Origin of the sequence: Thalassospira xianhensis MCCC 1A02616, from assembly GCF_003326475.1 — a bacterium.
Taxonomy (GTDB): domain Bacteria; phylum Pseudomonadota; class Alphaproteobacteria; order Rhodospirillales; family Thalassospiraceae; genus Thalassospira; species Thalassospira xianhensis.
On sequence record NZ_JPWA01000041.1, the window covers coordinates 17,964 to 39,539 of the forward strand.

Here is a 21,576-nt window from a genome sequence, read left to right on the forward strand (position 1 = left end):
GACGCAATCTCGGCGGCATTGCCGGTTTTCTGGGGGAATTCACCCTGTCGCGATTGACAGCCATGGTGTGAAGTCCTATACAGCGGACCTCGAATTTTATCGGATTACCTTTATTAGAACGGAGTAAGTGCAGTGAAGCGCACCTACCAGCCAAGCAAACTCGTACGGAAACGCCGCCACGGCTTCCGTTCCCGCAGCGCGACCGTCGGTGGCCGCCGTGTGCTGACCGCACGCCGCGCCAAGGGCCGCAAGCGTCTGTCGGCCTAATGTTGTGACCGTTTCGGTGGAACGCTTGAAAAAGCGCGCAGAGTTTCTTCGCGTCGCAGGCACCCGCCGGAAATGGGTTACACAAGGATTGATCCTTCAGGGCGCTCCGCGTCCCGGGATCAAACCGGACACAGAATACGCCGGTGAAGATCGACTTGCACGAGTCGGGTTTACCGTCACCAAAAAGGTGGGCAAGGCCGTCGTTCGCAATCGCGTTCGGCGGCGTTTGCGTGCTGTGGCGGACCAATTGATGAGCGAAATGGCATTGCCCGGTTGGGATTATGTCGTGATCGGTCGTCAGCAGACCATTGACCGGGAGTTTGAAAAACTGGTCGATGATATGCGGTTTGCCCTGCGGCGTATCCCTGATGCCAAACCTTCCGCCCCGGATGGTCAGCGCCCCCGCAAGGGACGCGGATCAAATTCCGGTGGTGCGACGAAGGCAGGAGACTCTGCCAAATGAGTAACCTTCCCGGATCGAATGTAGGCCCCTTGGCGCGTCTTCTTCAAATCGCGGTTCGCGGCTACCAGCTCTTTTTATCGCCCTATATCGGGTGGTCCTGCAGATATCAGCCGACCTGTTCGGCTTATATGATGGAGGCACTTGCCCGCCATGGGGCAATAAAAGGCGGCTGGATGGGTTTTAAACGGATAATGCGTTGCCATCCATGGGGTGGTCATGGTTATGATCCCGTGCCCGGATGTGGCTGTGAACAAAACAAAGCGCCGTCGGAGGATGAACTCCGGTTAACGGCGCTTTAGTCATGTAAATAGAATACCGGTCAGGCGTCTTGCGCCGCCGGACGAAAGCGGAAAGAGGCGATGAACGAACAACGTAACCTGTGGATTGCGATTGCAGCTTCGGTCGCAATCCTTGTCGGGTTCCAATTCTTTTTCGCTCCCGAACCTGCGCCGCAGGATCGAGAAGCGCAAGTTCGCGAACAACTTGACGTCAATGGCAATATTGCACCGCAGACTGCCTCGAACGTGCCCAGCGTACCAGGTGGTGCAGCACCGGCGGCTCCGGTCGTCAACCGCGACGCAGCACTTGCAAAAGCTCCGCGTATCAAGATTGAAACCCCGCGCGTCGAGGGTTCGATCCGTCTGGTTGGTGGCGTGATTGACGACATCCAGTTGCAGGATTACCGCGAGACCGAAGAACCGGACAGCCCGCTGATCCACGTTCTGAACCCGACTGGTAGCGACAATGCGTACTTTGCCGAATTCGGCTGGGTTGCCGCAGACAGGTCGGTCAGTGTTCCGAACAGCGATACCCAGTGGACGGCAAGCTCCAACGAGCTTACCCCGTCAAAACCGGTAACGCTGAGCTGGAACAACGGCAGCGGCCTGACCTTCAACCGCGAGATTTCGATCGACGACAATTATATGTTCTCGATCAAGCAGTCGGTGAAAAACGACAGCGGTTCGGATGTTACGCTGTATCCGTACGGCCTGATTTCGCGCAAGGGCAAGCCGACCACGGCAGGGTTCTATATCCTGCATGAAGGTCCGCTTGGCGTCATTGACGGCACCCTGACGGAAATCGATTATGACGATCTTGCCGAAGACGGTGCCGTGGAAAAGAAAACCACTGGCGGCTGGCTTGGCATTACCGACAAATACTGGCTGGTTGCGCTTGCGCCGTCCTCGGACGAGGCACTGACCACGCGTTTCAGCCATCATGTTGCCGAGAATTCCGACAAGTACCAGACGGATTATCTTGGCGCGGCCCGCACGGTTGCGGCCGGTTCCGAAGCCGCTTCGGAAACCCGTCTGTTTGCCGGTGCCAAGGAAGTGTCGCTTCTTGATCAGTATGCCAATGACTATGGTATTACGAATTTCGACCTCGCGATTGATTTCGGCTGGTTCTACTTCCTGACCAAACCGTTCTTCCTGTTCCTGCAGTGGCTCAACCATCTGGTGGGCAACTTCGGCGTTTCCATCCTGATCTTCACGGTCCTTGTGAAGGCGGTGATGTATCCGTTGGCCAACAAGTCGTACAAATCCATGAGTGCGATGAAAAAACTGCAGCCGCAAATCACCAAGATGCGCGAGCAGTTCAAGGATGACCGTCAGCGTCAGCAGCAGGAAATGATGGCGCTTTACAAGCGCGAGAAGATCAACCCGGCATCGGGTTGCCTGCCGATCGTGGTCCAGATTCCGGTGTTCTTCGCACTTTACAAGGTGCTGTTCGTGAACATCGAAATGCGCCACGCACCGTTCTTTGGCTGGATTCAGGACCTTTCGGCACCGGATCCGACCTCGCTGTTCAATCTGTTTGGCCTGATCCCGTGGGATCCGCCGCAGATGCTGATGATCGGTGTATGGCCGCTGATCATGGGGATCACCATGTTCCTGCAGCAGAAACTGAACCCGGCACCGGCTGATCCGACGCAGGCCAAGATCATGATGTTCCTGCCGCTGATCTTTACCTTCATGCTGGCAAGCTTCCCGGCGGGTCTTGTGATCTACTGGGCATGGAACAACCTGCTGTCGATCGCACAACAGCGTTACATCATGTACAAAATGGGGATTTGATCCCCATCCTCTCCGCGGGGCGGGCAACCGTCCCCGCGGGGCTCAAGGAACGACAATGACCGAAGAAAAATTGCCATCGGCAACTGCAATCCCGACATTTGAATCGGCTCAGATCGAAGCCGGGCGGAAACTGTTTTCCCGCCCGGTTACTTTCATGTTGGGGGTGGCGCAACTCGAACAATTGCCGCCCGAAGACAAGATCGAAATCTGCCTTGCCGGGCGATCCAATGTCGGGAAGTCCAGCCTTTTTAATGCCATAACCGGGCGTAAGGATATGGCCCGGACGTCGAACACGCCCGGCCGTACCCAGCAGCTGAACTATTTCGATCTGGATGGGGCGCTTAATATCGTCGACCTGCCGGGCTATGGATTTGCCAAGGCCCCCAAGGATATCGTCGATACATGGCAGAATGTGATCAAACAATATCTGCGCGGACGGGTAACGTTGCGGCGTGTGTTTGTTTTGATCGATTCCCGGCACGGCTTTATGAAGGCCGATCTTGAAATGATGAAGATGCTTGATGAGGCAGCGGTGTCTTATCAGATCGTTCTGACCAAGGCCGACAAGCTTAAAAAAGGTCAGATGGAAAAACGCATTCGCGAAGTGGTCGAAGCGGTGAAAAAACACCCCGCAGCCCTGTCGCAGCTTTTTGCGACATCAAGCGAAAAAGGCACCGGCCTTGAAGCGCTTCGCGCGGAAATCGCAACGCTGCTATAATCACCCGATAGCGCTCGTATAACATTGGGGAAAAGACATGAACGAAGAAGTCCGTTCTGAAGAAGAAAACTCGGAGTCCAACGCTTACCGGACATTGGCACGCGCCAAGGTCCTGTCCGAGGCTCTTCCCTATATGCGACGCTATAACGGTCAGACGATCGTGGTCAAGTATGGCGGGCACGCAATGGGCGACCCGGAACTGGCACGCCTGTTTGCCCAGGATATGGTGCTGTTAAAGCAGGTCGGGATGAACCCGATTGTGGTTCATGGCGGCGGCCCACAGATCGGTCAGATGCTGAAAGAGCTTAACATCCAGTCCGAATTTGTTGACGGCCTTCGCGTGACCGATCAGCAGACCATCGACGTTGTCGAAATGGTTCTGGCTGGCAAGATCAACAAGGAAATCGTTTCGAACATCAACCGAGCCGGGGGTGTCAGTGTCGGCCTGTGCGGCAAGGATGCCCATCTGATCAAGGCGCGCAAACTGCAACGCACCAAGCGCGATCCCGAAAGCAATATCGAGAAGGTCCTTGATCTGGGCTTTGTCGGTGAACCGGTCGAAGTCAATCCGCATGTGCTTGATTGCTTCATCAATACCGACATTATTCCGGTAATTGCACCGATAGGGGTTGGTGAAGACGGTCAGACATACAATATCAATGCTGATACGGCTGCCGGTGCCATTGCACAGGCTGTCGGTGCCCGTCGCCTTTATATGCTGACTGATGTCAAAGGTATCCTTGATGCCGACAAGCAACTGGTGCGTGACGCGGATATCGATAGCATCAATGCAATGATTGCCGATGGCACGATCCAGGGCGGTATGATCCCGAAAACGGAAACCTGCATGGATGCAGTCCGCAATGGGGTAGAGGCCGCGGTAATTGTCGATGGTCGTGCCCCGCATGCGGTCTTGCTGGAACTGTTTACCGAACGCGGTGCCGGTACAATGATCCGGGGCGGCTGATTTCAGCCGCTCAAGGTGTAGACTGCCGACAGATTACCATTACGGATGAGTGGTCCAGACTCGCAGATTAGGCTATGTTCTTCACGAGCAAACGCCTCTGCGGGCCTAGGGCTCTGAAATATAATGGGTAAATAAAAAGGCGGAGCACCCGTTGTGACAACGACGGATCATCATGTTTCCAAACACTGGGACTATGCCAAGGCAACGCTTGATGCCCTGCGCGATCATGGCCTGAGACCAACCCCCGAACTTTATCATGTCTGGTTTGTCTATTACGCAGAAGAAAACCCCGAAATTCTGCGGGTTATCGACGCGGTAAAGGCAAGTGGCGAGGCAATCGGCGAAGAAACGCTGCTACAACTTTATTACCGGTATATCTTTGACCGCCAGGCCGCCGATTTTCTTCAGCGCGGCATGGAAGATTTTTCCGATGTTGTCGAAAACAGCGATGCCAGCCTGACAAGTACGCGTGACGAACTGCGCGTTTATGGCGATGTGCTGGGCAAAGCCGAAGAATCTCTGCTAGCTGGTGAAAAGGTCGCAGAGGTAATTCACAATGTTGCGCTGCATACCGGCCGGATGCAAACGACGGTCGAAAGCCTGCATGAACAGCTTGGCGACTATCTGAAGACAATCACCCATCTGCAACGTGAACTGCATGAAACCCGCGAACGATCCTACACCGATGGCCTGACCCGTGTTTCCAATCGGATGCATTTCGAGGAAACCCTGGCCAGTTGCTGCGTTGAGTTTGACACCGGCAACATTGACGAACCATTTTGCGTGATGATGGTCGATCTTGATCAGTTCAAGGTGGTGAATGACAAATATGGTCACCGGATCGGCGATGAAATCCTTGTCCTGATCGCATCCATGATCAAGGCAAACACCAAGGGCCGCGATCTGGTGGCGCGCTATGGCGGGGACGAGTTTGCCATCCTGTTGCCCCAGACGCCGCTTAAGGATGCGATGCTGTTGGCCGAGGATATGAGCAAGCGCATCGCCGCCCGAGAAGTACGTGCCAAATCCAGCGGAACGTCGTTCGGTCACATGACGGTTTCGGTTGGTGTGGCCGAATACGTGAAGGGCGAAGGAGCTGCCAAGGTCGTTGATCGGGCCGATAATGCGCTCTATCGGGCGAAAAAGAACGGCCGCAATCGTAACTTCGCTGCCGAATAGCCTGCCCGACCCGTTCGGTGCATGCGTGCCATGAACCGGCCAGACTTGCATTAAAACTGCTAAAAGCGTATGTAACCAGCGCCCGGCAAGGCGATTGAGCTTGCCGGACGTTCCGTACTGGCAGCAGGCAAATCATTGGCTGGCGCCGACGGAAGTGTTTTCCAAACCGGAATGGATGATTAAAAGGGCGAGCATGACAGAGCCGCGCGTCGTTACATTTGGTTGTCGCCTGAACACCTATGAATCCGAGGTGATGCGCGACCATGCCAAAAATGCCGGTCTTGATGATGCGATCATTATCAATACATGCGCGGTTACGACCGAGGCAGAACGCCAGGCCCGCCAAAGCATCCGTCGCCTGCGTCGTGAAAACCCCAATGCCAAGATTTTCGTGACCGGCTGTGCTGTTCAGGTCAATCCCGACAAATTTGCCAAAATGACCGAGATCGACCGCATCTTTGGCAATGATGCCAAGATGAAGGCCGAAACCTTCCTGATGCCCGAACATGAACGTGTTGTCGTGAACGACATCATGTCGGTCGAGGAAACCGCAAGCCATCTGGTTTCAGGCTTCGAAGGCCGTGCACGCGCCTTTGTGCAGGTCCAGAACGGCTGTGATCATCGCTGCACATTCTGCATCATCCCGTTTGGTCGCGGCAATTCGCGCAGCGTGCCGATGGGCGAGATTGTGACGCAGGTACGCGAACTGGTCGCCAACGGTTACGGCGAAGTGGTTCTGACCGGGGTGGATATTACGTCCTATGGTCATGATCTGCCGGGCAAGCCGACATTGGGGCAGATGGCGCGCCGTCTTCTGGCGCAGGTGCCCGAACTGCCGCGCCTGCGGATTTCATCGATTGACCCGGTCGAGGTCGACGAGGATATCTTCCGCCTGATTGAAACCGAACCACGCCTGATGCCGCATATGCATATCAGCCTTCAGGCGGGTGACGACATGGTGCTCAAACGCATGAAACGTCGCCATCTGCGTCAGGATGTGATCGATTTCTGTGACAAGGTCCGTGCACTTCGCGCCGATGTGACCTTCGGGGCGGATATCATTGCCGGTTTCCCGACCGAAACCGATGAAATGGCGGAAAATACCCTGCGTCTTGTCGATGAATGCGGCCTGATTTACCTGCATGTGTTTCCCTATTCCGCCCGTCCGGGAACGCCAGCCGCGCGTATGCCCCAGGTGCCCAAGGATATCCGCAAGGAACGCGCAGGCGCGCTTCGTGATGCCGGTGAAATTCAGTTGAACAATTTCCTGAAATCACGCATCGGCCTGACCGAAAATGTGTTGGTGGAAAAGGAAAATACCGGACATACGGAGCATTTTGCTCCCGTTACGCTGGATCGCGTGATAGAACCGGGCACAATTGCAAAGGCCAAAGTCATTGGCGTTGAAGACGGAAAATTGAAAGCGGAGCTTGCGGGATGAGTGAAGAGGGGAAAAAAAGCTGGTTTGCCCGACTGAAAGACGGGTTGAAACGCTCCTCCTCGAAACTGACCACCGGGATTGCAGATATCTTCACCAAGCGCCGTCTCGATGACGATGCGCTTGAAGAATTCGAAGATCTGCTGATCACATCAGATCTGGGTGTCACCACGGCAGCAAAACTGGGCGCAGAATTGTCGCGGACTCGTTTCGACAAGGAAGTCGATCCCGCCGAGGTTCAGGAATTCATCGCCACCGAAGTCGCCAAAATCCTTGAACCCGTGGCAAAGCCGCTGGTGATTGATGCGACCAAAAAGCCCCATGTGATCCTTGTGGTTGGCGTTAATGGATCGGGCAAAACGACCACAATCGGAAAGCTTGCCAAAACCTATCGCGATCAGGGGCTTAAGGTCATGATGGCGGCGGGCGATACATTCCGTGCTGCTGCTGTTGAACAGCTTAAAGTCTGGGGCGAACGTACCGGTTGCCCGGTGATTGCGCGTGATACCGGGGCCGATGCAGCCGGTCTTGCCTTTGATGCGATTGATCAGGCCAAGCGCGAAGGTTATGACCTTTTGCTGATCGATACAGCCGGGCGTTTACAGAACAAGGCGCATCTGATGGACGAACTTAAGAAAATCGTGCGCGTGATCCACAAGCGCGATGAAACCGCCCCGCATGATACGTTGCTGGTGCTTGATGCCACCACCGGACAGAATGCCCATTCCCAGGTCGAAGTCTTTTCCGAGGCAACCAGTGTTACCGGCCTGATCGTGACCAAGCTGGATGGCACGGCAAAGGGCGGCGTTGTTGTTGCATTGGCCGAGAAGTTTGGCAAACCGGTTCACGCGATCGGTGTTGGCGAAAGTGCCGAAGACCTTCGTCCGTTTGATGCAAAATCATTTGCCCGCAGTCTGGCCGGGCTCGAAGACTGAGGCCGCTAGGCATCAAATAAAAAAGGCGGGGGAAATCCCGCCTTTTTCTATGCTTGGAATTCATTCAGCCTTTGCTGCAAATCACCGATAAGCTGCTTCATATCCTTAAGGGGCGCGGATATGTCGCCCGGAATATCGTCAAGAGCACATAGATCGAGTGTTTTTCCGAGTTCTACGGACTGGTTTTTCAAACCCCGCGCAAGGCGCATATCGGCGTCAGTCAGCATCCATGACATTGCCCGGTCGCGTAACTGTTCCAGACTGTGCAAATCCGGATCGGGGGACGATGTCGGCAGGCCATAGGGCCGAAGGGCCAGTTCAAGACGGCGATTGATGTCACGCAGGCGATTGGCGGTATCGTGGCAGATCGCCTTCATTTTGTTGTCTGTGGCCATGGGGTAAATGGCTGATAGCCGCAGCGAAAGGTCAAGCGCGTCGAGCGCAACGTCATTGACGATTTCCTGATCCTGAAACGATGCCGTGCGGTCCGTCTCGCCGTGAAAGGCGTTGGGGGCAAAAACCGGAAGAACCTTGGCCGCCAGGGTGAAGTGCGCAGGCAACTGGCTTATGATTTCGCCGTCGGCCAGAATGGGTTCACCTTCGCCACCCTCAAGGCGGATGTCGTCGCATTCCTGACTGATCGCATATGAGCTGTCATCGACCGAGCCAAACAGCAATTCAGCCGCAATATCCATGCCCGACAATGTGTCGACATTGGCCTGAATGGCAAACATGTGAAGTTTGCCGTCATCAAGGCGTTTGTTTTCACGCGGACGCAAACCGCCGCCAAAATACTGGCCATTGGTAACCGTCAACTGGCGCAGTTTCAGATTTCTTGCCGGATTGTCGCCACAGGTCACGCTCAGTTCCAGTGGTTTCATGTCGTTCCAGCTTTGCCAGTTGGCCACCGCATAGCTGATGGCCCCGGTCCAGCGTTTCAAATCCGGATCAATGCGTTTTCGGGCATCGGCAGGGACGCCGATACTGGCCGCATTCACAAAGCTTTTGCCATTGACCCGCCCGATATCAAGCATGGCTATCTGGCCATTGATTGCCGCGCGCGCGGCCTGAAGGATGTCGTCGGGAATATACAGGCTGCGGGCAAAATCGTTTGCCGTGCCAAGCGGCAGGGGAACCATCACCACGCCCGCCTCAATCACGGTATCGATAACCGCATTGATCGTGCCATCACCGCCGCCGATCACGACAATATCGCCCCGTTCGCAGGACGCGCTGATGAAGTCATTCATGGCGACGGGATCGTCACACAGTTCCAGTTCGGCCCTATAGCCGGCATCCTCGAAAATGGCCCGCAATGGTTCTGCACCATTGTCCCGCCATGCATCGGGCACCTTGTGGCGTGTCAGAAGGATACATACCTTGCCTGTCAAATCAGTCGATTTCACCTTGGTGCCTCCAAAACAGGTGCGGGACTTGCTGGCTGTTACAGTGACCAAACAGAACGGCAAGATTGAGACGCAAAACCGGCGCCAATCTGGCGCCGGTTTTGTGGGTGATTTACGAAATGGTTGCGCGAAGCATCCATGCCGCTTCTTCATGAACGCCAATGCGTTCCGTCAGAAGGTCGGCAGTTTTGACATCTTCGGCTTCGTCGGCCTCTGCCACGCCATCACGCAACAGGCGCGACAAGCTATCATGGTCTTCGACCAGTTCCTTGACCATGTCATTGGCCGGAAGAAGCTTGGTCTGATCCTTGATCACAGAATTTTCGATCATTTCGGCCAGACCGACAGGCGCCTGAAAACCGATTGCACGAATGCGCTCTGCCATGTCGTCAATCGCTTCGTTCAGGTCCTCATATTGCTCTTCGGTCATTTTATGCAGCGAATAGAAGGCCGGACCGACCACGTTCCAGTGGACACCACGCGTTTTGGCATACAGTACGTGCGACGAGCCAATGATCTTGGTCAGCATCTTGGCCAGTTCGCGACGGTCTTTGCGGTCGACACCGGTCTTGATCGGAAATTCTTTCGCAACACTCTGCATACTGCTACGTGCCATTTGTAACTCCTGTATTTCTTTTCACGTTCTGTCGCTCTGACCTCAGCCCGTAGAAGGGTGGTCGTCTATATCCCGAACGCTTGCTCTTGAAACGTCACCAGAAGGAGAAAGTTCCAGAAATTAAAATCAACACAATTGGAACATTTTATCGCATCTCCCGTTTAATAGGATAATCAGCGTCAAATAAAATGCGCTGTTGTTTAATAACCAGGAGGTTGTGATGCTGAATAAAACTGTTCTTATGGCCGGTACTATTCTGATGTCTTTTGCCGTGGCCGCACCGGTATACGCAAATGCCGAGAAAAACACTGAACAGACGGGCACGATGGCAACCGATGACGCGATGAAATCGGACGCCGACAAAATGGCTGAAAAGGCCGAGGCTGGCTATGAAGATGCCAAAGATTTCACCTATGAAGAAAAGAACGAATTTCTTGCCTGGGTTGAAGAAAAATCCAATCAGCTTGGCGAGAAATACGATGAAGTATCCGCAAATGTCAGCGAGCAAAGCGAAGACGCTGTGGATGAACTTGCAGAAGCTTGGGACGGCGCCAGTGAAAATCTGAACGAGGCGTATGAAGAAACCAAGGATGCATCGGCTGATACCTGGGAAACCATGAAGGCCAAAACCCTTGAGGCACTTAATAATGCCGAACAGGCGCTCTCGGACGATCACACCACCGAATAAGACATCACAACCTTAACTCGGTGAAGTGGTGTTCCGGGTGTCGGCGGCCCACCCTTTATGGGTGGGCCGTTGCACGTTTGACCGTGTTCAATCAAGAGCATCCATGGAAAAGAAAGACAGAAAACCAATCAAAGGCAGCTTTCGGCGATGGTGGCGTTTATGGCAACTTCGTCTTGAAAAGCTCGCCTCCGGTCGCAAGGGTCTTGGTGGCATCACTGTTGCGTCGTTTCTTGAAACCACCATCATTCCCATACCAATCGAAATTCTGATTGCCCCCATCATGGCAGCATCCCGTCGACGTGGGGCAATCGTTGCGACGGTGACCCTCGCGGGCAGCGTCGCAGGAGCGGTGTTTCTGTATCTGGTGGCTTACGGACTATCAGATGAATTTGTTCGCCCCCTGATCGAAATGGGCGGCGGCGAGGGGGAATTCCAAAAGATTGAGCAGCAGTTCGAGGAAGGTGGCTTCTGGGTCGTGTTTGCGATCAGTATTTCGCCCGTTCCAATGCAACTTGCGGCTATTGCTGCGGGGGCCACGACTTATCCCTTCTGGCTGTTTCTGATCGCCATCGGGATGTCACGTGCGTTGCGCTATTACGGGTTATGGTTATTGATTCTTGCATTTGGTGTCGGTGTTGCGCGGCTTTTTGAAGGAAAAAAGCCAAAAAATGGCGACGTAAAAGTTACCACGAGCCGTTTAACGGCCCGGAAATAACAAAGCCCGGCAAAAGCCGGGCTTTTTTCATAAATTTTTTTGGTGTTATTCCGGTTCAATTCGGAAATCACTGGTGCTTTTGCCCTCGGTTTCCGGATCTTCGACGTCTCCTGCGACCAGTCCGCGACGGATCAGTTCCCGGATTGCGGCAGCACGGGTAGGCATACGGTGCTCAAAACGCCAGTCGTCGATGAATTTCAACTCCTCGTCATCGAGCATGATCTGCAATTTTTCGGTTCTTTTCGGACTTGCCAACGACGGGCTCCTTCTGAGGGTCAATCCACAGTTAAAACGTTCTGTAACCTTTGGTAGGCAGTGGTTTCCGATATTTTGGAGTAAGTGACGTTATCGCCATTTCTTCCATAAAACAACCAGATTACGATGGTTCCGTGTTATGAGTATAAAGGGTGCTTTACTCAAAATAAATAACATGTGTTTGTTTATGATGATAAGTAACGTGATATAATTGATGTGGATAGTTATATTGAGTTTGTTAGTAATGTGACGGTTGTTCAATGACTTCACTTAATTGATCATACGATTTTACTTTTATTGCCTTATTTGTTTGTTATGGTCTCTTCATCCAACAAATGGAGGTTGTGATGTCTGATCAAGTAATGAACGAAATTGAAGATCACGTACCCGCGCTGCGTCGCCATGCATACCGTCTGGCTGGCAGCATGGATCGTGCACAGGATCTCGTGCAGGACACTTTGCTGAAAGCCATCAGCAAGCAGGACCAGTTTGAAGAAGGCACCAGCCTGAAGGCGTGGTTGCACCGGATTCTGTTCAACACATTCATTTCGGGCAAACGTCGGGAGAAAACCCGCGGGCATCATGTCGACTGGGATGATCTGGGCGATGTCTATGGGCATGGCAGTAATCAGATGGCCCGTTTGCAGTTGCGTGACGCGGACCGTATTCTCGACGAGCTTCCCGAACAGGAACGTCAGGCGATCCTTCTTACCGCCGTTGAAGAGATTTCCTATCAGGACGCTGCCGAACGAATGAATGTCGAGATTGGCACGATCAAATCCCGCGTTGGTCGGGCCCGCCGGAAGCTGCGGTCTTCCGTCGGCCGGATTGAATCACGGGAGCACGCGTCGCGGTTCGTGGCGGAGGCAGCCTGATGACCCATGTACTTGCTGTATATGGCAAGGACGACATAGTGAATTACGTGCTCGGATCGATTGATGACGAGGAGAAGAGCGATATCGAAAGCCTTGTCCAGTCCGATCCGCGCGCAGCAGGAATTGTCCGCGATATCGAAAAAGATCATTTAGGTGACGGCGAGACAGTTGATCTGCTGTACTACCGACGTCTGAAAAAGCTGAAGTCCTTGGCCTCAAGTGCCAGGCTATTGCAGGAATGATGCATTAAGCACAACGCTGCATTGTTCTGAAAATTTATTGACTTTGTTGACCAATGGTCAGATAAAGTATGCATCGGAGTTGATCGTCTTTTCCCTCAACGTCTAAGGCCCTTCTCCGAAATCGGCCGGAACCGCTTGGTTTCGGCCCTTTTTTTTGTTTTGATGCTGCCTTGCCAGCGATGAGGCCGCGAATCGATGATTTCCATCCCCGTGCGGGGATGAATTTCGCGTCATGGTTATGAGCCATGCATCAAAACTGTCATTTGGATTTTTTGAAAATAATCCCGACATATATGTTTGGCATGTTTCCGTGTGGCCCGGCTTTATGCGCCTCCGACACAATCGGTATCTCAATTCTGCGTAACGGATCCGCCGTTTTGATGTTCGGCCATGCATGAATTGGGGGTTGCCAGAGGCAAGGCTAGCGGTGATAAATCTCCCGCTCAATACAACAATAAGAAAAAGGAGCAACCTGTTATGGTATCCGGAGTCCACGGATCGGTACGCGATCTGTTTGAATTTACTGACGCCGACAAGGCAATCGCCCGTATCAAGGATATTTATACGACGGGTGCAGAATCTGTTCGCGAAGCCTTCACCCGCTTTGGAAACGGTCATCAATCCTCGCCTGTGCGCGCCTATTACCCGTATCTCGGGATCGAGGTGCCGCCCGAGAAATTGCATGTCGAAAGCACTCTGTCCTATGGTGCGCCGCGTGACCCAGGCATTTATGGCACGACGCTGACGCGCCCGGACCTGTTCGAACAATATTACCGTGAACAGATCGAACTTCTGCTGAAAAACCACGACGTGCCGGTCGTCGTTGGTGTGTCGGATCGCCCGATCCCGTTGCCGTTTCTTGTTGAAACCGCAACCGACAATATCGGCCCGACCGACATCCGACAGCTTCAGATGATCTTCGATATGCCCGATCTGGCGCGCACCGATGACGATATTGCTAATGGTGTGCATTACGGCATTACCGAGGGGCCAAAGCCGTTATCGCTGTTTTCAGGCGAACGTGTCGATTACTCGCTGGCGCGTTTGCGGCACTATACCGCGACATTGCCGGAACATTTCCAGAAGTTCGTGCTGTTCACCAACTATCAGCGCTATGTCGACGAATTCATCGAATTCGCCAAGCTCCAGCTGGAAGACCCCCAAAGCCCCTATGTCGCTTTTGTCGAACCGGGACCGAAAGTCCATGTTCGCAAAAACGCGCCAAAGGGCTGGGTTGAAAGTGGCGAACCGGTCGCACAATTGCCACAGATGCCGTCCTATCACCTGATCCGTGAAGACGGGCTTGGGGTGACGTTGGTGAATATCGGCGTTGGTCCGTCAAATGCCAAAACCGCAACCGACCATATTGCCGTTCTGCGCCCGCATTGCTGGTTGATGCTGGGCCACTGTGCCGGTCTTCGACGCAGTCAGCTTCTTGGCGATTATGTTCTGGCGCATGGTTATGTGCGTGACGATCATGTTCTGGACTCCGATTTGCCGCTATGGATTCCGGTGCCCCCGATTGCAGAGGTGCAGGTCGCTCTTGCCAATTCGGTGGCCAAGATCACCGGTCTTAAAGGGCGCGAAATGAAGGCCCGCATGCGGACCGGTACCGTCGCCACGACCGACAACCGGAACTGGGAACTGCGTTACAGCGAATTGTTTGTCCGCCTGAACCAGTCGCGGGCGATTGCGGTTGATATGGAAAGTGCCACGATCGCCGCCAACGGTTTCCGTTTCCGTGTGCCTTACGGCACGTTGCTGTGTGTTTCCGATAAACCGGTGCACGGCGAACTGAAACTGCCGGGCATGGCCAACAACTTCTATCGTCAGCGTATCGGTCAACACCTTCAGGTCGGTCTTGATACCATCGATACCCTGCGAAACGAGGTCAACCAGCTGCATTCGCGCAAACTGCGTTCCCTTGATGAGCCCGCCTTCCGCTAGGTCCTCCTGACATTCACGAGAACGCCCGTTGCCTCACGGCGGCGGGCGTTTCAGACCGCTGACAACGCATTCCCAACCTGATCGCCGTTCCGTTTCGATGGGATGTGGATTCCGGCTCTGCGCCCCGAATGACGATTTGATCAACTGCCCGGCCAACCAACCCCGGACCGCTGACAAAGCATTCTCAACCTGATCGTCATTCCCGCGACGGCGGGAATCCAGTCTCTTTCAACGGGGCATGGATTCCGGGTCTGCGCTTCGCTGCGCCCGGAATGACAGTTTTGATCAATCGCCAAACGCCACCAACCAGAGGGGCCGCGACCCGAACCCTGCTGCCTCGAACAAACGCTGCTCGCTCTCGGTTGCCCCAAAACACACATCACCCCAAGGGCAACGGCGTTGCGGCATGGCAGACACACAAATCCCGCCATCGATCACCGGCCTTTCGGCACGTCCGAACGCACCACCAGTCCGCTGACAACCGACCTGGCCAGCCAATCCCGGCCAGCCGATCCAGTGTCGACCCAATCCGGGCACAATTCAGGCCCGCTGATTCTCGGCATTGTCACGCTTTACCGATCGGACTGAACTGGACCGAACCAACTTGGCCCCGGCTCCCGCTGCTCCGAACAAACACCCTTACCCAAAGGGCACAACTCTCCCGTCATGATAAACAACATTTTTTCGCATGATTCTCACAGCCTTACGGCACGAACACACCGCCGCCGTAATGACTTTTCCATGCGCCATGAACGTCCTTTTGGCGACGCCGTCCCTGCCATGTCATCCTGTCAGATTGCTGCCCTGTCATCGTCTCATTCCCATTTTTGCCGCCCAAAACGCAAAAACCCGCAAAAGCGAATCACGCTTTGCGGGTTTTGTCTCCGGGCCCATTTGTCCTGTTGACTTTATCTTTATGCCACAATGAAAAGAACAAATCAAGAACTTTTTCTAAAAAACCGGAAAAAGTTCCCAATCAAAGCTCGCTGCGGAAAGAATGTTATATTTGTCAATATCTTAGCCGGGCGTTTTGTGATGTTTTGATGAAGTCGGCAAAATCGGCTGCTTTGGGCTTTGGCCGTGCCAGTGCATCCATTATCCTTCGCCCTCCGTTCCATCGGGAACGCATTGATCTGAGCACGGGAAAAGCATGACCGACCAAAACCTGGCCAAGCCCGATTTAAGCCTTTGGCAGATTTTCCTGATTTTTCTGCGTCTGGGGTTAACCAGTTTTGGCGGGCCGGTCGCCCATATCAGCTATTTCCGTGAAGAGTTCGTAGTCCGCCGCAAATGGCTTTCTGATGCGACTTACGGCGATCTGGTCGCACTCTGCCAGTTTGTGCCGGGGCCTGCCAGTTCGCAGGTCGGGATGGGAATTGGCATGTCGCTGGGCGGATTTCCCGGTGCGTTTGCCGCATGGATCGGTTTTACGATGCCATCGGCAATTGTTCTGGCTGCACTTGGGCTTGGGTTGGCTGGCGGCAACCTTGCCGCCACGGGCCCCATGATATGGGGGCTCAAGCTGGTTGCGGTTGGTGTTGTCGCACACGCTCTTTCGGGCATGGCGCGAAGCCTGTGCCCTGATATTCCGCGTGCGGTTGTTGCCATAATTGCAGCCGCGCTGATGATTGCATTTAGTGGTGTGGGCATGCAGGCCATCGTCATTGTCGGAGGGCTGGTTGCCGGGACGCTGTTCCTGCAGGCTGATCTGGTCAAGCTGGACGGGAAGCTGGCTGCCGGTATTTCCCCGAAGGTGGCAGTGATCGCGTTGGCAATCTTTGGTGTGCTACTGATCGGGTTGCCGTTACTGGTACAGGTCACATCGTCATCATGGCTTGCCGTATTTGACGGATTTTACCGCAGCGGGGCGCTGGTTTTTGGTGGCGGGCATGTAGTGTTGCCATTGCTGCAGGAAGCCGTTGTTGCGCCCGGTTGGGTCGATACGGATACGTTCCTTGCCGGTTATGGTGCAACACAGGCAGTACCGGGGCCGATTTTTACCTTTGCTGCCTATCTGGGTGCAGTGTTGCAAACCGATACAGGTGGGATCGCAGGGGCGATGATTGCTCTGTTCGCCATTTTCCTGCCGGCGTTTCTTTTTGTGATTGGATTATTGCCGTTTTGGGATCGTATCCGGCATATGCCCAAAATGCGTGCGGGGCTGGCAGGGGTCAATGCTGCGGTGGTGGGCTTGCTGGCATCCGTTCTGTACGATCCGATCTGGACCGGATCAATTCATGACGTGAAGGACGTGGTGATTGCGTTCATCGCATTCACAATCTTGCAATGGCGGCTGATGCCTGTCTGGGCACTGGTTCTTGCGGGGGGAGCCGGTGGCATCGTGATGGGCTATTTCGGGGTTGCCGGTACGGTTGTTTGAATGACGCGCCGGGGTTTATTCGGCTGACTGTGCGGTATTTTCCACTTCCACAGTGGTATCACCATTGCGTGCGACAATATCGGGAAACAGTGCAGAAATTGATCCGACAAAGCGATACTGGTCAAAGGCGCTGCCATCTCTGGTCAATCCAAGTCTTACAATCACCAGTTCCTTTGACGGGATGACGCTGATGATCTGGCCATCATGACCAAGTGCAAAGAACGCATCATCCGGGATCGTTGGGCCATTGACGCGTGCGTTACCGTCTTTGTCACGTGAACCGGGCAATTGAAGCCACCAATGGGCACCATAAATGCCGTTTGGGGCGGCTGGTGCAGGCGTGACCGAATATTTCACCCAGTCTGGCGGAAGCAGTTGTTCATCGTTCCAGACGCCATCCTGCAGGAATAACTGACCAATTTTTGCCCAGTCACGAGCCGAGGCATGCATGAAGCTGGAGCCGATGAAATAGCCATCCTGATCGGTTTCGATTACCGCATTGCGGATGCCAAGTGGTCGGAACAGCATATCAAAGGGAATATGCTGATAGCTTAGGATCGACCTGCTGATATTGCGCATTGCCGCCGACAGAACGTTTGTCGCCCCGGAATTATAAGAGAAATATTCACCGGGTTTGTGTTCAAGCGGGCGCGTCACGGCAAATCCGGCAGTGGCGGGTTCGACAAACAGCATTTGGACCACGTCCGATAGCGGGTTCCAGTAGCTTTCATCAAATTCCAGCCCGCTGCTCATATGCAGAAGCTGGTCATAGGTGATGACAGCACGGGGATCGTTAACCCGGGACTGCCATTCATTGATCAGAACCGGACTGTCAACTCCGGGGATCATGTGTTCCTGTTGCATTCGCCCAAGCAGCGCATTGAATACGCTTTTGGTCATCGACCAACCCGGCAAGGGGGTCGTTGCATTGATCCCTGGTGCATAACGTTCGGCAATGACCTTGCCGCGATGCAACACCACAATTGCGCGGCTGCGCCGCGAGATATCCGTGCCCGGCTCGTCCATCGCATCGGCAAGAATATTGTTAAAGGCCCGCCGGTCGATATTGCCTGGCACGGATGCCGTTCGCAGCGGTTGTGCCGGGATCGGACGGATCAGCGGGCTTGTCGCGCGCAACTGTTCAATCCGTGCCGGATCATCGGAGAGTGTGCAGCCAAGGTTTGGGCGAAAAACCGCGATACGTTTGCGAAAACCAAACGCATGCGCGCTGACCGTTTGATGGCGCAGGTCGACATTCGCGGTAATCAGCGACAGCAATGGATTGTTATCGGCAAGTACATCCTCGTCGCGGGCGCGGTCCGAGGATAGGCCATTTACAAAAATGGCCGAACACATGATCTTGGCCGTATAGCCGGCTCCCACAGGTGCCAGCCAGATAAAGAACGCGGAAATCACCAGAATGCCAAGCAATATCAGGCCGATAAAGGTGGCTTTAATCCAGGTCATTCCGTTTCCCTTGTGCAGAGCGTTATTTGCCCCTTGCATTTGATCCGGCAAGGAGGGTCGCCTGCTTTACGGGATAGGTCAAGACAGCGGATTGTATAGGCGGACTAACCCGCGGTTACGACGCGGATCTGACGGTACCGAAGCGAAATGGCAAATCCGGCAAGGTAGAAACCGGCCAGAAGAAATGCCGCCCCCTTCCAGTTTGCCCAGTCGATCATGGCACCGGCGACTGGCGGAACAATCACAACGGAAATCTCGGCAAACTGGGCAAGCATCCCCTGAAGGGCCGGCATCGAAAGATTACGATCTGCAATACGGGGCAAAAGCGCAAAGCATGTACCGGCAACGACGCCCTGGCCGATATTGAACAGGACCAGCGCCAAGACGCTAATAGTGATGATCTGGCTGACAAACAGGGTGAATATCGCCGCAGCCATGACCGGAAGTCCGATGGCAAGCATGATACGCCCAGGCATATCGCGGCCCAGTGCCATTCCCGCACCGACACTGCCGATGATGTTCCCGGCAATTGCGGTAATGCCAATGATCGCCGCAGCGAGGGGAATGCTGATGGCAAGATTATCTGCCATCATGGCGGGCATGAAGGCAAGGGATGCGGATGTTGCCCCTGCAAAGGCCGCAAAGGTAAGCGCGATCTGCATTGCCGGACGTGATTTCAGCACACCCGAAATACCCGATGTCAGCGACCGGTTGAAACTTTGTTCACGCGGTTTGCTCAGCAACATCAGTGCGGGTAAAAGAACCGCAACCGGGATGGTGCAGGCGACAACTGCCATGCGCCAATCAAGCCACGCGACAATTGCGGCACTGGTCCAGTTCCCCATCGCAATGCCGACCGGGATGAAAGTACCCCAGATGCTCATGGCCATGGCAACGGTTCTGGCATTGCCCAGATTGGTCATCCAGCTTGGCGCACCAACCACAATCAGAAGATACCCGACACTGGTGACAAGGCGCCCGACATAAAGCATTCCGGTGCTGGATGCTGTTGCGAAGAGTGCAGCACCAATGATCATCATGATGCCGCCCAGAAACAGCGAACGGCGCAAGCCGGCCTGTGCAGCCCAAACCCCTGCGGGAATGGCAAAAATGGCACCCGCCGCAGTGATCAGCGATGCGACAAGACCAAACTGTGCCTGGCTAAGATCAAAACCGGCGCGAAGATCGGGGGCTATCGGCCCCACCAGACCGACCTGCATCGAGGCCGTTAGTCCAAGACCGTAAAGAACACAAATGGCAAAAATCGGCGGCATGAGGGGGCAATCCGTTACTTGAGCAAACTGTTTGGTTGGGGCAAACCAAAAGAACGGATTTCTTTTACCGGAAACCCGTTGCAACGATCCACGTATGAAATATGCGCGAAACGGTTATGCAGGTGGGTGATCAAAGCCGGTCGTCAGACGAACGGCGGTGCCATCGGACAGGAAAAACCGTTCCCACAGGATGAATTTATCGACAATCGGCATCGGTGGGCCGTTGCGCCCGGATGTTTCGAAGGTCAGATGATCAGCCTGATCTTCGTGCCAGCCCATATGATGCAGGCGTTTTTCCGCCTGTGCGATTTCCGGCGTGGCAAAGCGCCAAAGGGATGTGCCAAGAAGATCACCAGAATCCCGTTGCCATTCCTTTTCGCGCGGTCCCGATGCGCACAGCAAACGATGGCTGCGATCCTCGATCAGATGAACACGTTGCCGCGAATGGATCACCAGCCGTTTGATCGCCTGATCCAATCGGAAATTGCGGTTGCGCGTCATCATCTGATGCAAAAGGTCGATCTGAAGCGGGGCCGGGGTTTGCAACCCCTTTTCCCAGCGTGAGACGGTTGCCTGTGTGACGCCGACAATATCGGCAAGACGCGATTGCTTGATCTCGCTTTCGCGGCGCCATTGGCGCAGGCGGCGACCAAATTCAGGATCGGGTGCTATCGGGGGCAGTAACTTCATCGCTCAACATCGCCTGACATTTCGAAAGGCAGCCCACCATAACACAGCCAGGAAATCAATAAAGGTTCAGGACGCAGCGCCAAGGCGATAGATATCGATCTGGCAGCGGCCATATTTGCGGCTATCAAGGGTTTCAAGGCCGTCGACTTCCGGTGCCGGTTCGCGCGGATCACGTTCTGCAATGATCAGCGTTTCATCATTGATCCAACCGGCATTTGCCAGTCCCGTAATACTGGGGCCAAGCAAATCCTTCTGATAGGGCGGATCAAGAAACACCATGCTGGCGGGTTCGGGCGCGCGGGGCGGCTTGGTTGCATCTGCGCGCTGAACACGGGTTTTATCGCCCAATTTCAAATCGGCAATATTCTGTTCGATTGCGGCAAGGGCACCACGATCAAGGTCAAAGAAAACGGCCTTTTGCGCACCACGTGAAATGGCTTCAAGGCCGAGCGCCCCAGAACCGGCATAGGCATCAAGAATGAGCCCGTCATAAAGCGGGTTCTGGTCGTCCTCGTACCAGCGCGATGCATGTGTCAGGATGTTAAACAGGGCTTCGCGAACGCGATCCAGCGTCGGGCGCGTATCACGCCCGGTTGGGGCCGTCAAAAGCCGCCCGCGAAGACTTCCGCCAACAATCCGCATTCTGTCTTAACCCTTTTTGCCGCGCGGGCGATTACCTGCCGGTTTCGACCCGCTGCGTCCTGCCGGGCGATTGCCGGGTTTGCCATCGGCAATGCTACCACGGTTGTTACCACCGGTGTTGCCAGTCGGTTTGCCGCGACCGCCACCAAACGATTTTCCAGCGTCGCTGTTGCGTTCGCTGCCACCTGCTTTGCCGCCGGGCGCATAACGCCCACGGCCTTTGTTCGCCGGACGATTTGTGTTGTCGCGATCACCGAAACGACTGTCCCGGTCGTCCCGAGTGCCGCGGTCACTGCGATCTTCGCGGTTTTCACGCGCCGGGCCGCCACGTGATACT

At 54.6% G+C, this 21,576-nt stretch carries 23 protein-coding genes and 1 pseudogene; 15 read left to right on the forward strand and 9 right to left on the reverse strand.

What is annotated here, in order from left to right; genetic code table 11:
- The first annotated feature begins 132 nt into the window (after positions 1–132).
- The 9 genes from rpmH to ftsY all read left to right on the forward strand — a co-directional run bounded on the left by rpmH (position 133) and on the right by ftsY (position 8,042).
- Positions 133–267: a 50S ribosomal protein L34 gene (gene rpmH, locus TH5_RS22055; RefSeq protein ID WP_007091264.1), complete on the forward strand. Its 135-nt coding sequence runs from the start codon at positions 133–135 to the stop codon at positions 265–267.
- A gap of 16 nt (positions 268–283) precedes the next feature.
- Positions 284–730 (forward strand): ribonuclease P protein component, encoded by a 447-nt coding sequence (gene rnpA, locus TH5_RS22060; protein ID WP_331710655.1) that lies wholly within the window; start codon positions 284–286, stop codon positions 728–730.
- Positions 727–1,029, forward strand: coding sequence for a membrane protein insertion efficiency factor YidD (gene yidD / locus TH5_RS22065; RefSeq protein ID WP_062950731.1), 303 nt, complete (start codon positions 727–729; stop codon positions 1,027–1,029). Before rnpA ends, yidD begins: the two co-directional genes overlap by 4 nt.
- 60 nt (positions 1,030–1,089) lie before the next feature.
- Complete coding sequence (yidC, locus tag TH5_RS22070; RefSeq protein ID WP_114123691.1) at positions 1,090–2,805, forward strand: membrane protein insertase YidC; 1,716 nt, start codon at positions 1,090–1,092, stop codon at positions 2,803–2,805.
- Between the two features lie 55 nt (positions 2,806–2,860).
- Complete coding sequence (gene yihA / locus TH5_RS22075; RefSeq protein ID WP_007091260.1) at positions 2,861–3,523, forward strand: ribosome biogenesis GTP-binding protein YihA/YsxC; 663 nt, start codon at positions 2,861–2,863, stop codon at positions 3,521–3,523.
- Between the two features lie 37 nt (positions 3,524–3,560).
- Positions 3,561–4,490, forward strand: a complete 930-nt coding sequence (gene argB, locus TH5_RS22080; protein WP_114123692.1) for an acetylglutamate kinase — start codon at positions 3,561–3,563, stop codon at positions 4,488–4,490.
- A gap of 153 nt (positions 4,491–4,643) precedes the next feature.
- Complete coding sequence (locus TH5_RS22085; protein WP_114123693.1) at positions 4,644–5,669, forward strand: GGDEF domain-containing protein; 1,026 nt, start codon at positions 4,644–4,646, stop codon at positions 5,667–5,669.
- A gap of 193 nt (positions 5,670–5,862) precedes the next feature.
- On the forward strand, positions 5,863–7,110 hold the full coding sequence (gene mtaB, locus TH5_RS22090) for a tRNA (N(6)-L-threonylcarbamoyladenosine(37)-C(2))-methylthiotransferase MtaB (protein WP_037991680.1): 1,248 nt from the start codon (positions 5,863–5,865) through the stop codon (positions 7,108–7,110).
- Positions 7,107–8,042: a signal recognition particle-docking protein FtsY gene (ftsY, locus tag TH5_RS22095; RefSeq protein ID WP_114123694.1), complete on the forward strand. Its 936-nt coding sequence runs from the start codon at positions 7,107–7,109 to the stop codon at positions 8,040–8,042. Before mtaB ends, ftsY begins: the two co-directional genes overlap by 4 nt.
- Positions 8,043–8,089: 47 nt before the next feature.
- Here the strand turns inward: ftsY and TH5_RS22100 are convergent, their stop codons facing one another.
- On the reverse strand, positions 8,090–9,448 hold the full coding sequence (locus tag TH5_RS22100) for a diacylglycerol/lipid kinase family protein (protein WP_114123703.1): 1,359 nt from the start codon (positions 9,446–9,448) through the stop codon (positions 8,090–8,092).
- Positions 9,449–9,560: 112 nt separating this feature from the next.
- Entirely contained in the window at positions 9,561–10,064 is a 504-nt protein-coding gene (locus TH5_RS22105) for a Dps family protein (RefSeq protein ID WP_114123695.1), read from the reverse strand.
- 220 nt (positions 10,065–10,284) lie between these two features.
- Here TH5_RS22105 and TH5_RS22110 point away from each other — a divergent pair, with 220 nt between their 5' ends.
- Positions 10,285–10,752, forward strand: a complete 468-nt coding sequence (locus TH5_RS22110) for a hypothetical protein (RefSeq protein WP_244205003.1) — start codon at positions 10,285–10,287, stop codon at positions 10,750–10,752.
- Between the two features lie 103 nt (positions 10,753–10,855).
- Positions 10,856–11,467 carry a YqaA family protein gene (locus TH5_RS22115; RefSeq protein ID WP_114123697.1) on the forward strand — a complete coding sequence of 204 codons (612 nt, stop codon included), beginning with the start codon at positions 10,856–10,858 and terminating at the stop codon, positions 11,465–11,467.
- Between the two features lie 45 nt (positions 11,468–11,512).
- On the opposite strand, the gene TH5_RS22120 is transcribed toward TH5_RS22115, so the two are convergent.
- Positions 11,513–11,722 carry a hypothetical protein gene (locus TH5_RS22120; RefSeq protein WP_114123698.1) on the reverse strand — a complete coding sequence of 70 codons (210 nt, stop codon included), beginning with the start codon at positions 11,720–11,722 and terminating at the stop codon, positions 11,513–11,515.
- Positions 11,723–12,069: 347 nt separating this feature from the next.
- Here TH5_RS22120 and TH5_RS22125 point away from each other — a divergent pair, with 347 nt between their 5' ends.
- The 3 genes from TH5_RS22125 to TH5_RS22135 all read left to right on the forward strand — a co-directional run bounded on the left by TH5_RS22125 (position 12,070) and on the right by TH5_RS22135 (position 14,786).
- Positions 12,070–12,597: a sigma-70 family RNA polymerase sigma factor gene (locus TH5_RS22125; RefSeq protein WP_114123704.1), complete on the forward strand. Its 528-nt coding sequence runs from the start codon at positions 12,070–12,072 to the stop codon at positions 12,595–12,597.
- Entirely contained in the window at positions 12,597–12,839 is a 243-nt protein-coding gene (locus TH5_RS22130) for a hypothetical protein (protein ID WP_114123699.1), read from the forward strand. The genes TH5_RS22125 and TH5_RS22130 overlap by 1 nt, the downstream gene beginning before the upstream one ends.
- 477 nt (positions 12,840–13,316) lie before the next feature.
- Entirely contained in the window at positions 13,317–14,786 is a 1,470-nt protein-coding gene (locus TH5_RS22135) for an AMP nucleosidase (protein WP_114123700.1), read from the forward strand.
- Positions 14,787–15,071: 285 nt separating this feature from the next.
- Here the strand turns inward: TH5_RS22135 and TH5_RS25395 are convergent, their stop codons facing one another.
- Positions 15,072–15,323, reverse strand: a complete 252-nt coding sequence (locus TH5_RS25395; protein ID WP_147250163.1) for a hypothetical protein — start codon at positions 15,321–15,323, stop codon at positions 15,072–15,074.
- 613 nt (positions 15,324–15,936) lie between these two features.
- Here TH5_RS25395 and chrA point away from each other — a divergent pair.
- Positions 15,937–17,166 carry a chromate efflux transporter gene (chrA, locus tag TH5_RS22140; RefSeq protein ID WP_114123701.1) on the forward strand — a complete coding sequence of 410 codons (1,230 nt, stop codon included), beginning with the start codon at positions 15,937–15,939 and terminating at the stop codon, positions 17,164–17,166.
- Between the two features lie 15 nt (positions 17,167–17,181).
- Here chrA and TH5_RS22145 read toward each other — a convergent pair whose 3' ends face one another.
- From TH5_RS22145 to TH5_RS25710, 5 genes and pseudogenes are all read right to left on the reverse strand, one after another.
- Positions 17,182–18,633 carry a serine hydrolase domain-containing protein gene (locus tag TH5_RS22145; protein ID WP_114123705.1) on the reverse strand — a complete coding sequence of 484 codons (1,452 nt, stop codon included), beginning with the start codon at positions 18,631–18,633 and terminating at the stop codon, positions 17,182–17,184.
- A 104-nt stretch (positions 18,634–18,737) separates the two neighbouring features.
- Positions 18,738–19,907, reverse strand: a complete 1,170-nt coding sequence (locus TH5_RS22150; protein WP_097051130.1) for an MFS transporter — start codon at positions 19,905–19,907, stop codon at positions 18,738–18,740.
- Positions 19,908–20,021: 114 nt separating this feature from the next.
- The gene (locus TH5_RS22155; RefSeq protein WP_114123702.1) at positions 20,022–20,597 is read right to left on the reverse strand and encodes a helix-turn-helix domain-containing protein; all 576 of its coding nucleotides are present in this window, start codon (positions 20,595–20,597) and stop codon (positions 20,022–20,024) included.
- Positions 20,598–20,663: 66 nt separating this feature from the next.
- Positions 20,664–21,239 (reverse strand): 16S rRNA (guanine(966)-N(2))-methyltransferase RsmD, encoded by a 576-nt coding sequence (rsmD, locus tag TH5_RS22160; RefSeq protein ID WP_007091241.1) that lies wholly within the window; start codon positions 21,237–21,239, stop codon positions 20,664–20,666.
- Between the two features lie 6 nt (positions 21,240–21,245).
- Positions 21,246–21,576: pseudogene (locus TH5_RS25710) on the reverse strand (hypothetical protein); the annotation flags it as partial.

Excerpts from the sequence above, each read along its gene's own strand:
- yidD (WP_062950731.1), top strand. The coding sequence starts at position 727 with ATGAGTAACCTTCCCGGATCGAATGTAGGCCCCTTGGCGCGTCTTCTT.
- yidC (WP_114123691.1), top strand. The coding sequence starts at position 1,090 with ATGAACGAACAACGTAACCTGTGGATTGCGATTGCAGCTTCGGTCGCA.
- yihA (WP_007091260.1), top strand. The coding sequence starts at position 2,861 with ATGACCGAAGAAAAATTGCCATCGGCAACTGCAATCCCGACATTTGAA.
- argB (WP_114123692.1), top strand. The coding sequence starts at position 3,561 with ATGAACGAAGAAGTCCGTTCTGAAGAAGAAAACTCGGAGTCCAACGCT.
- mtaB (WP_037991680.1), top strand. The coding sequence starts at position 5,863 with ATGACAGAGCCGCGCGTCGTTACATTTGGTTGTCGCCTGAACACCTAT.
- ftsY (WP_114123694.1), top strand. The coding sequence starts at position 7,107 with ATGAGTGAAGAGGGGAAAAAAAGCTGGTTTGCCCGACTGAAAGACGGG.
- TH5_RS22105 (WP_114123695.1), bottom strand. The coding sequence starts at position 10,064 with ATGGCACGTAGCAGTATGCAGAGTGTTGCGAAAGAATTTCCGATCAAG.
- TH5_RS22110 (WP_244205003.1), top strand. The coding sequence starts at position 10,285 with ATGCTGAATAAAACTGTTCTTATGGCCGGTACTATTCTGATGTCTTTT.
- TH5_RS22115 (WP_114123697.1), top strand. The coding sequence starts at position 10,856 with ATGGAAAAGAAAGACAGAAAACCAATCAAAGGCAGCTTTCGGCGATGG.
- TH5_RS22125 (WP_114123704.1), top strand. The coding sequence starts at position 12,070 with ATGTCTGATCAAGTAATGAACGAAATTGAAGATCACGTACCCGCGCTG.
- TH5_RS22130 (WP_114123699.1), top strand. The coding sequence starts at position 12,597 with ATGACCCATGTACTTGCTGTATATGGCAAGGACGACATAGTGAATTAC.
- TH5_RS22135 (WP_114123700.1), top strand. The coding sequence starts at position 13,317 with ATGGTATCCGGAGTCCACGGATCGGTACGCGATCTGTTTGAATTTACT.
- chrA (WP_114123701.1), top strand. The coding sequence starts at position 15,937 with ATGACCGACCAAAACCTGGCCAAGCCCGATTTAAGCCTTTGGCAGATT.
- TH5_RS22145 (WP_114123705.1), bottom strand. The coding sequence starts at position 18,633 with ATGACCTGGATTAAAGCCACCTTTATCGGCCTGATATTGCTTGGCATT.
- TH5_RS22150 (WP_097051130.1), bottom strand. The coding sequence starts at position 19,907 with ATGCCGCCGATTTTTGCCATTTGTGTTCTTTACGGTCTTGGACTAACG.
- TH5_RS22155 (WP_114123702.1), bottom strand. The coding sequence starts at position 20,597 with ATGAAGTTACTGCCCCCGATAGCACCCGATCCTGAATTTGGTCGCCGC.
- rsmD (WP_007091241.1), bottom strand. The coding sequence starts at position 21,239 with ATGCGGATTGTTGGCGGAAGTCTTCGCGGGCGGCTTTTGACGGCCCCA.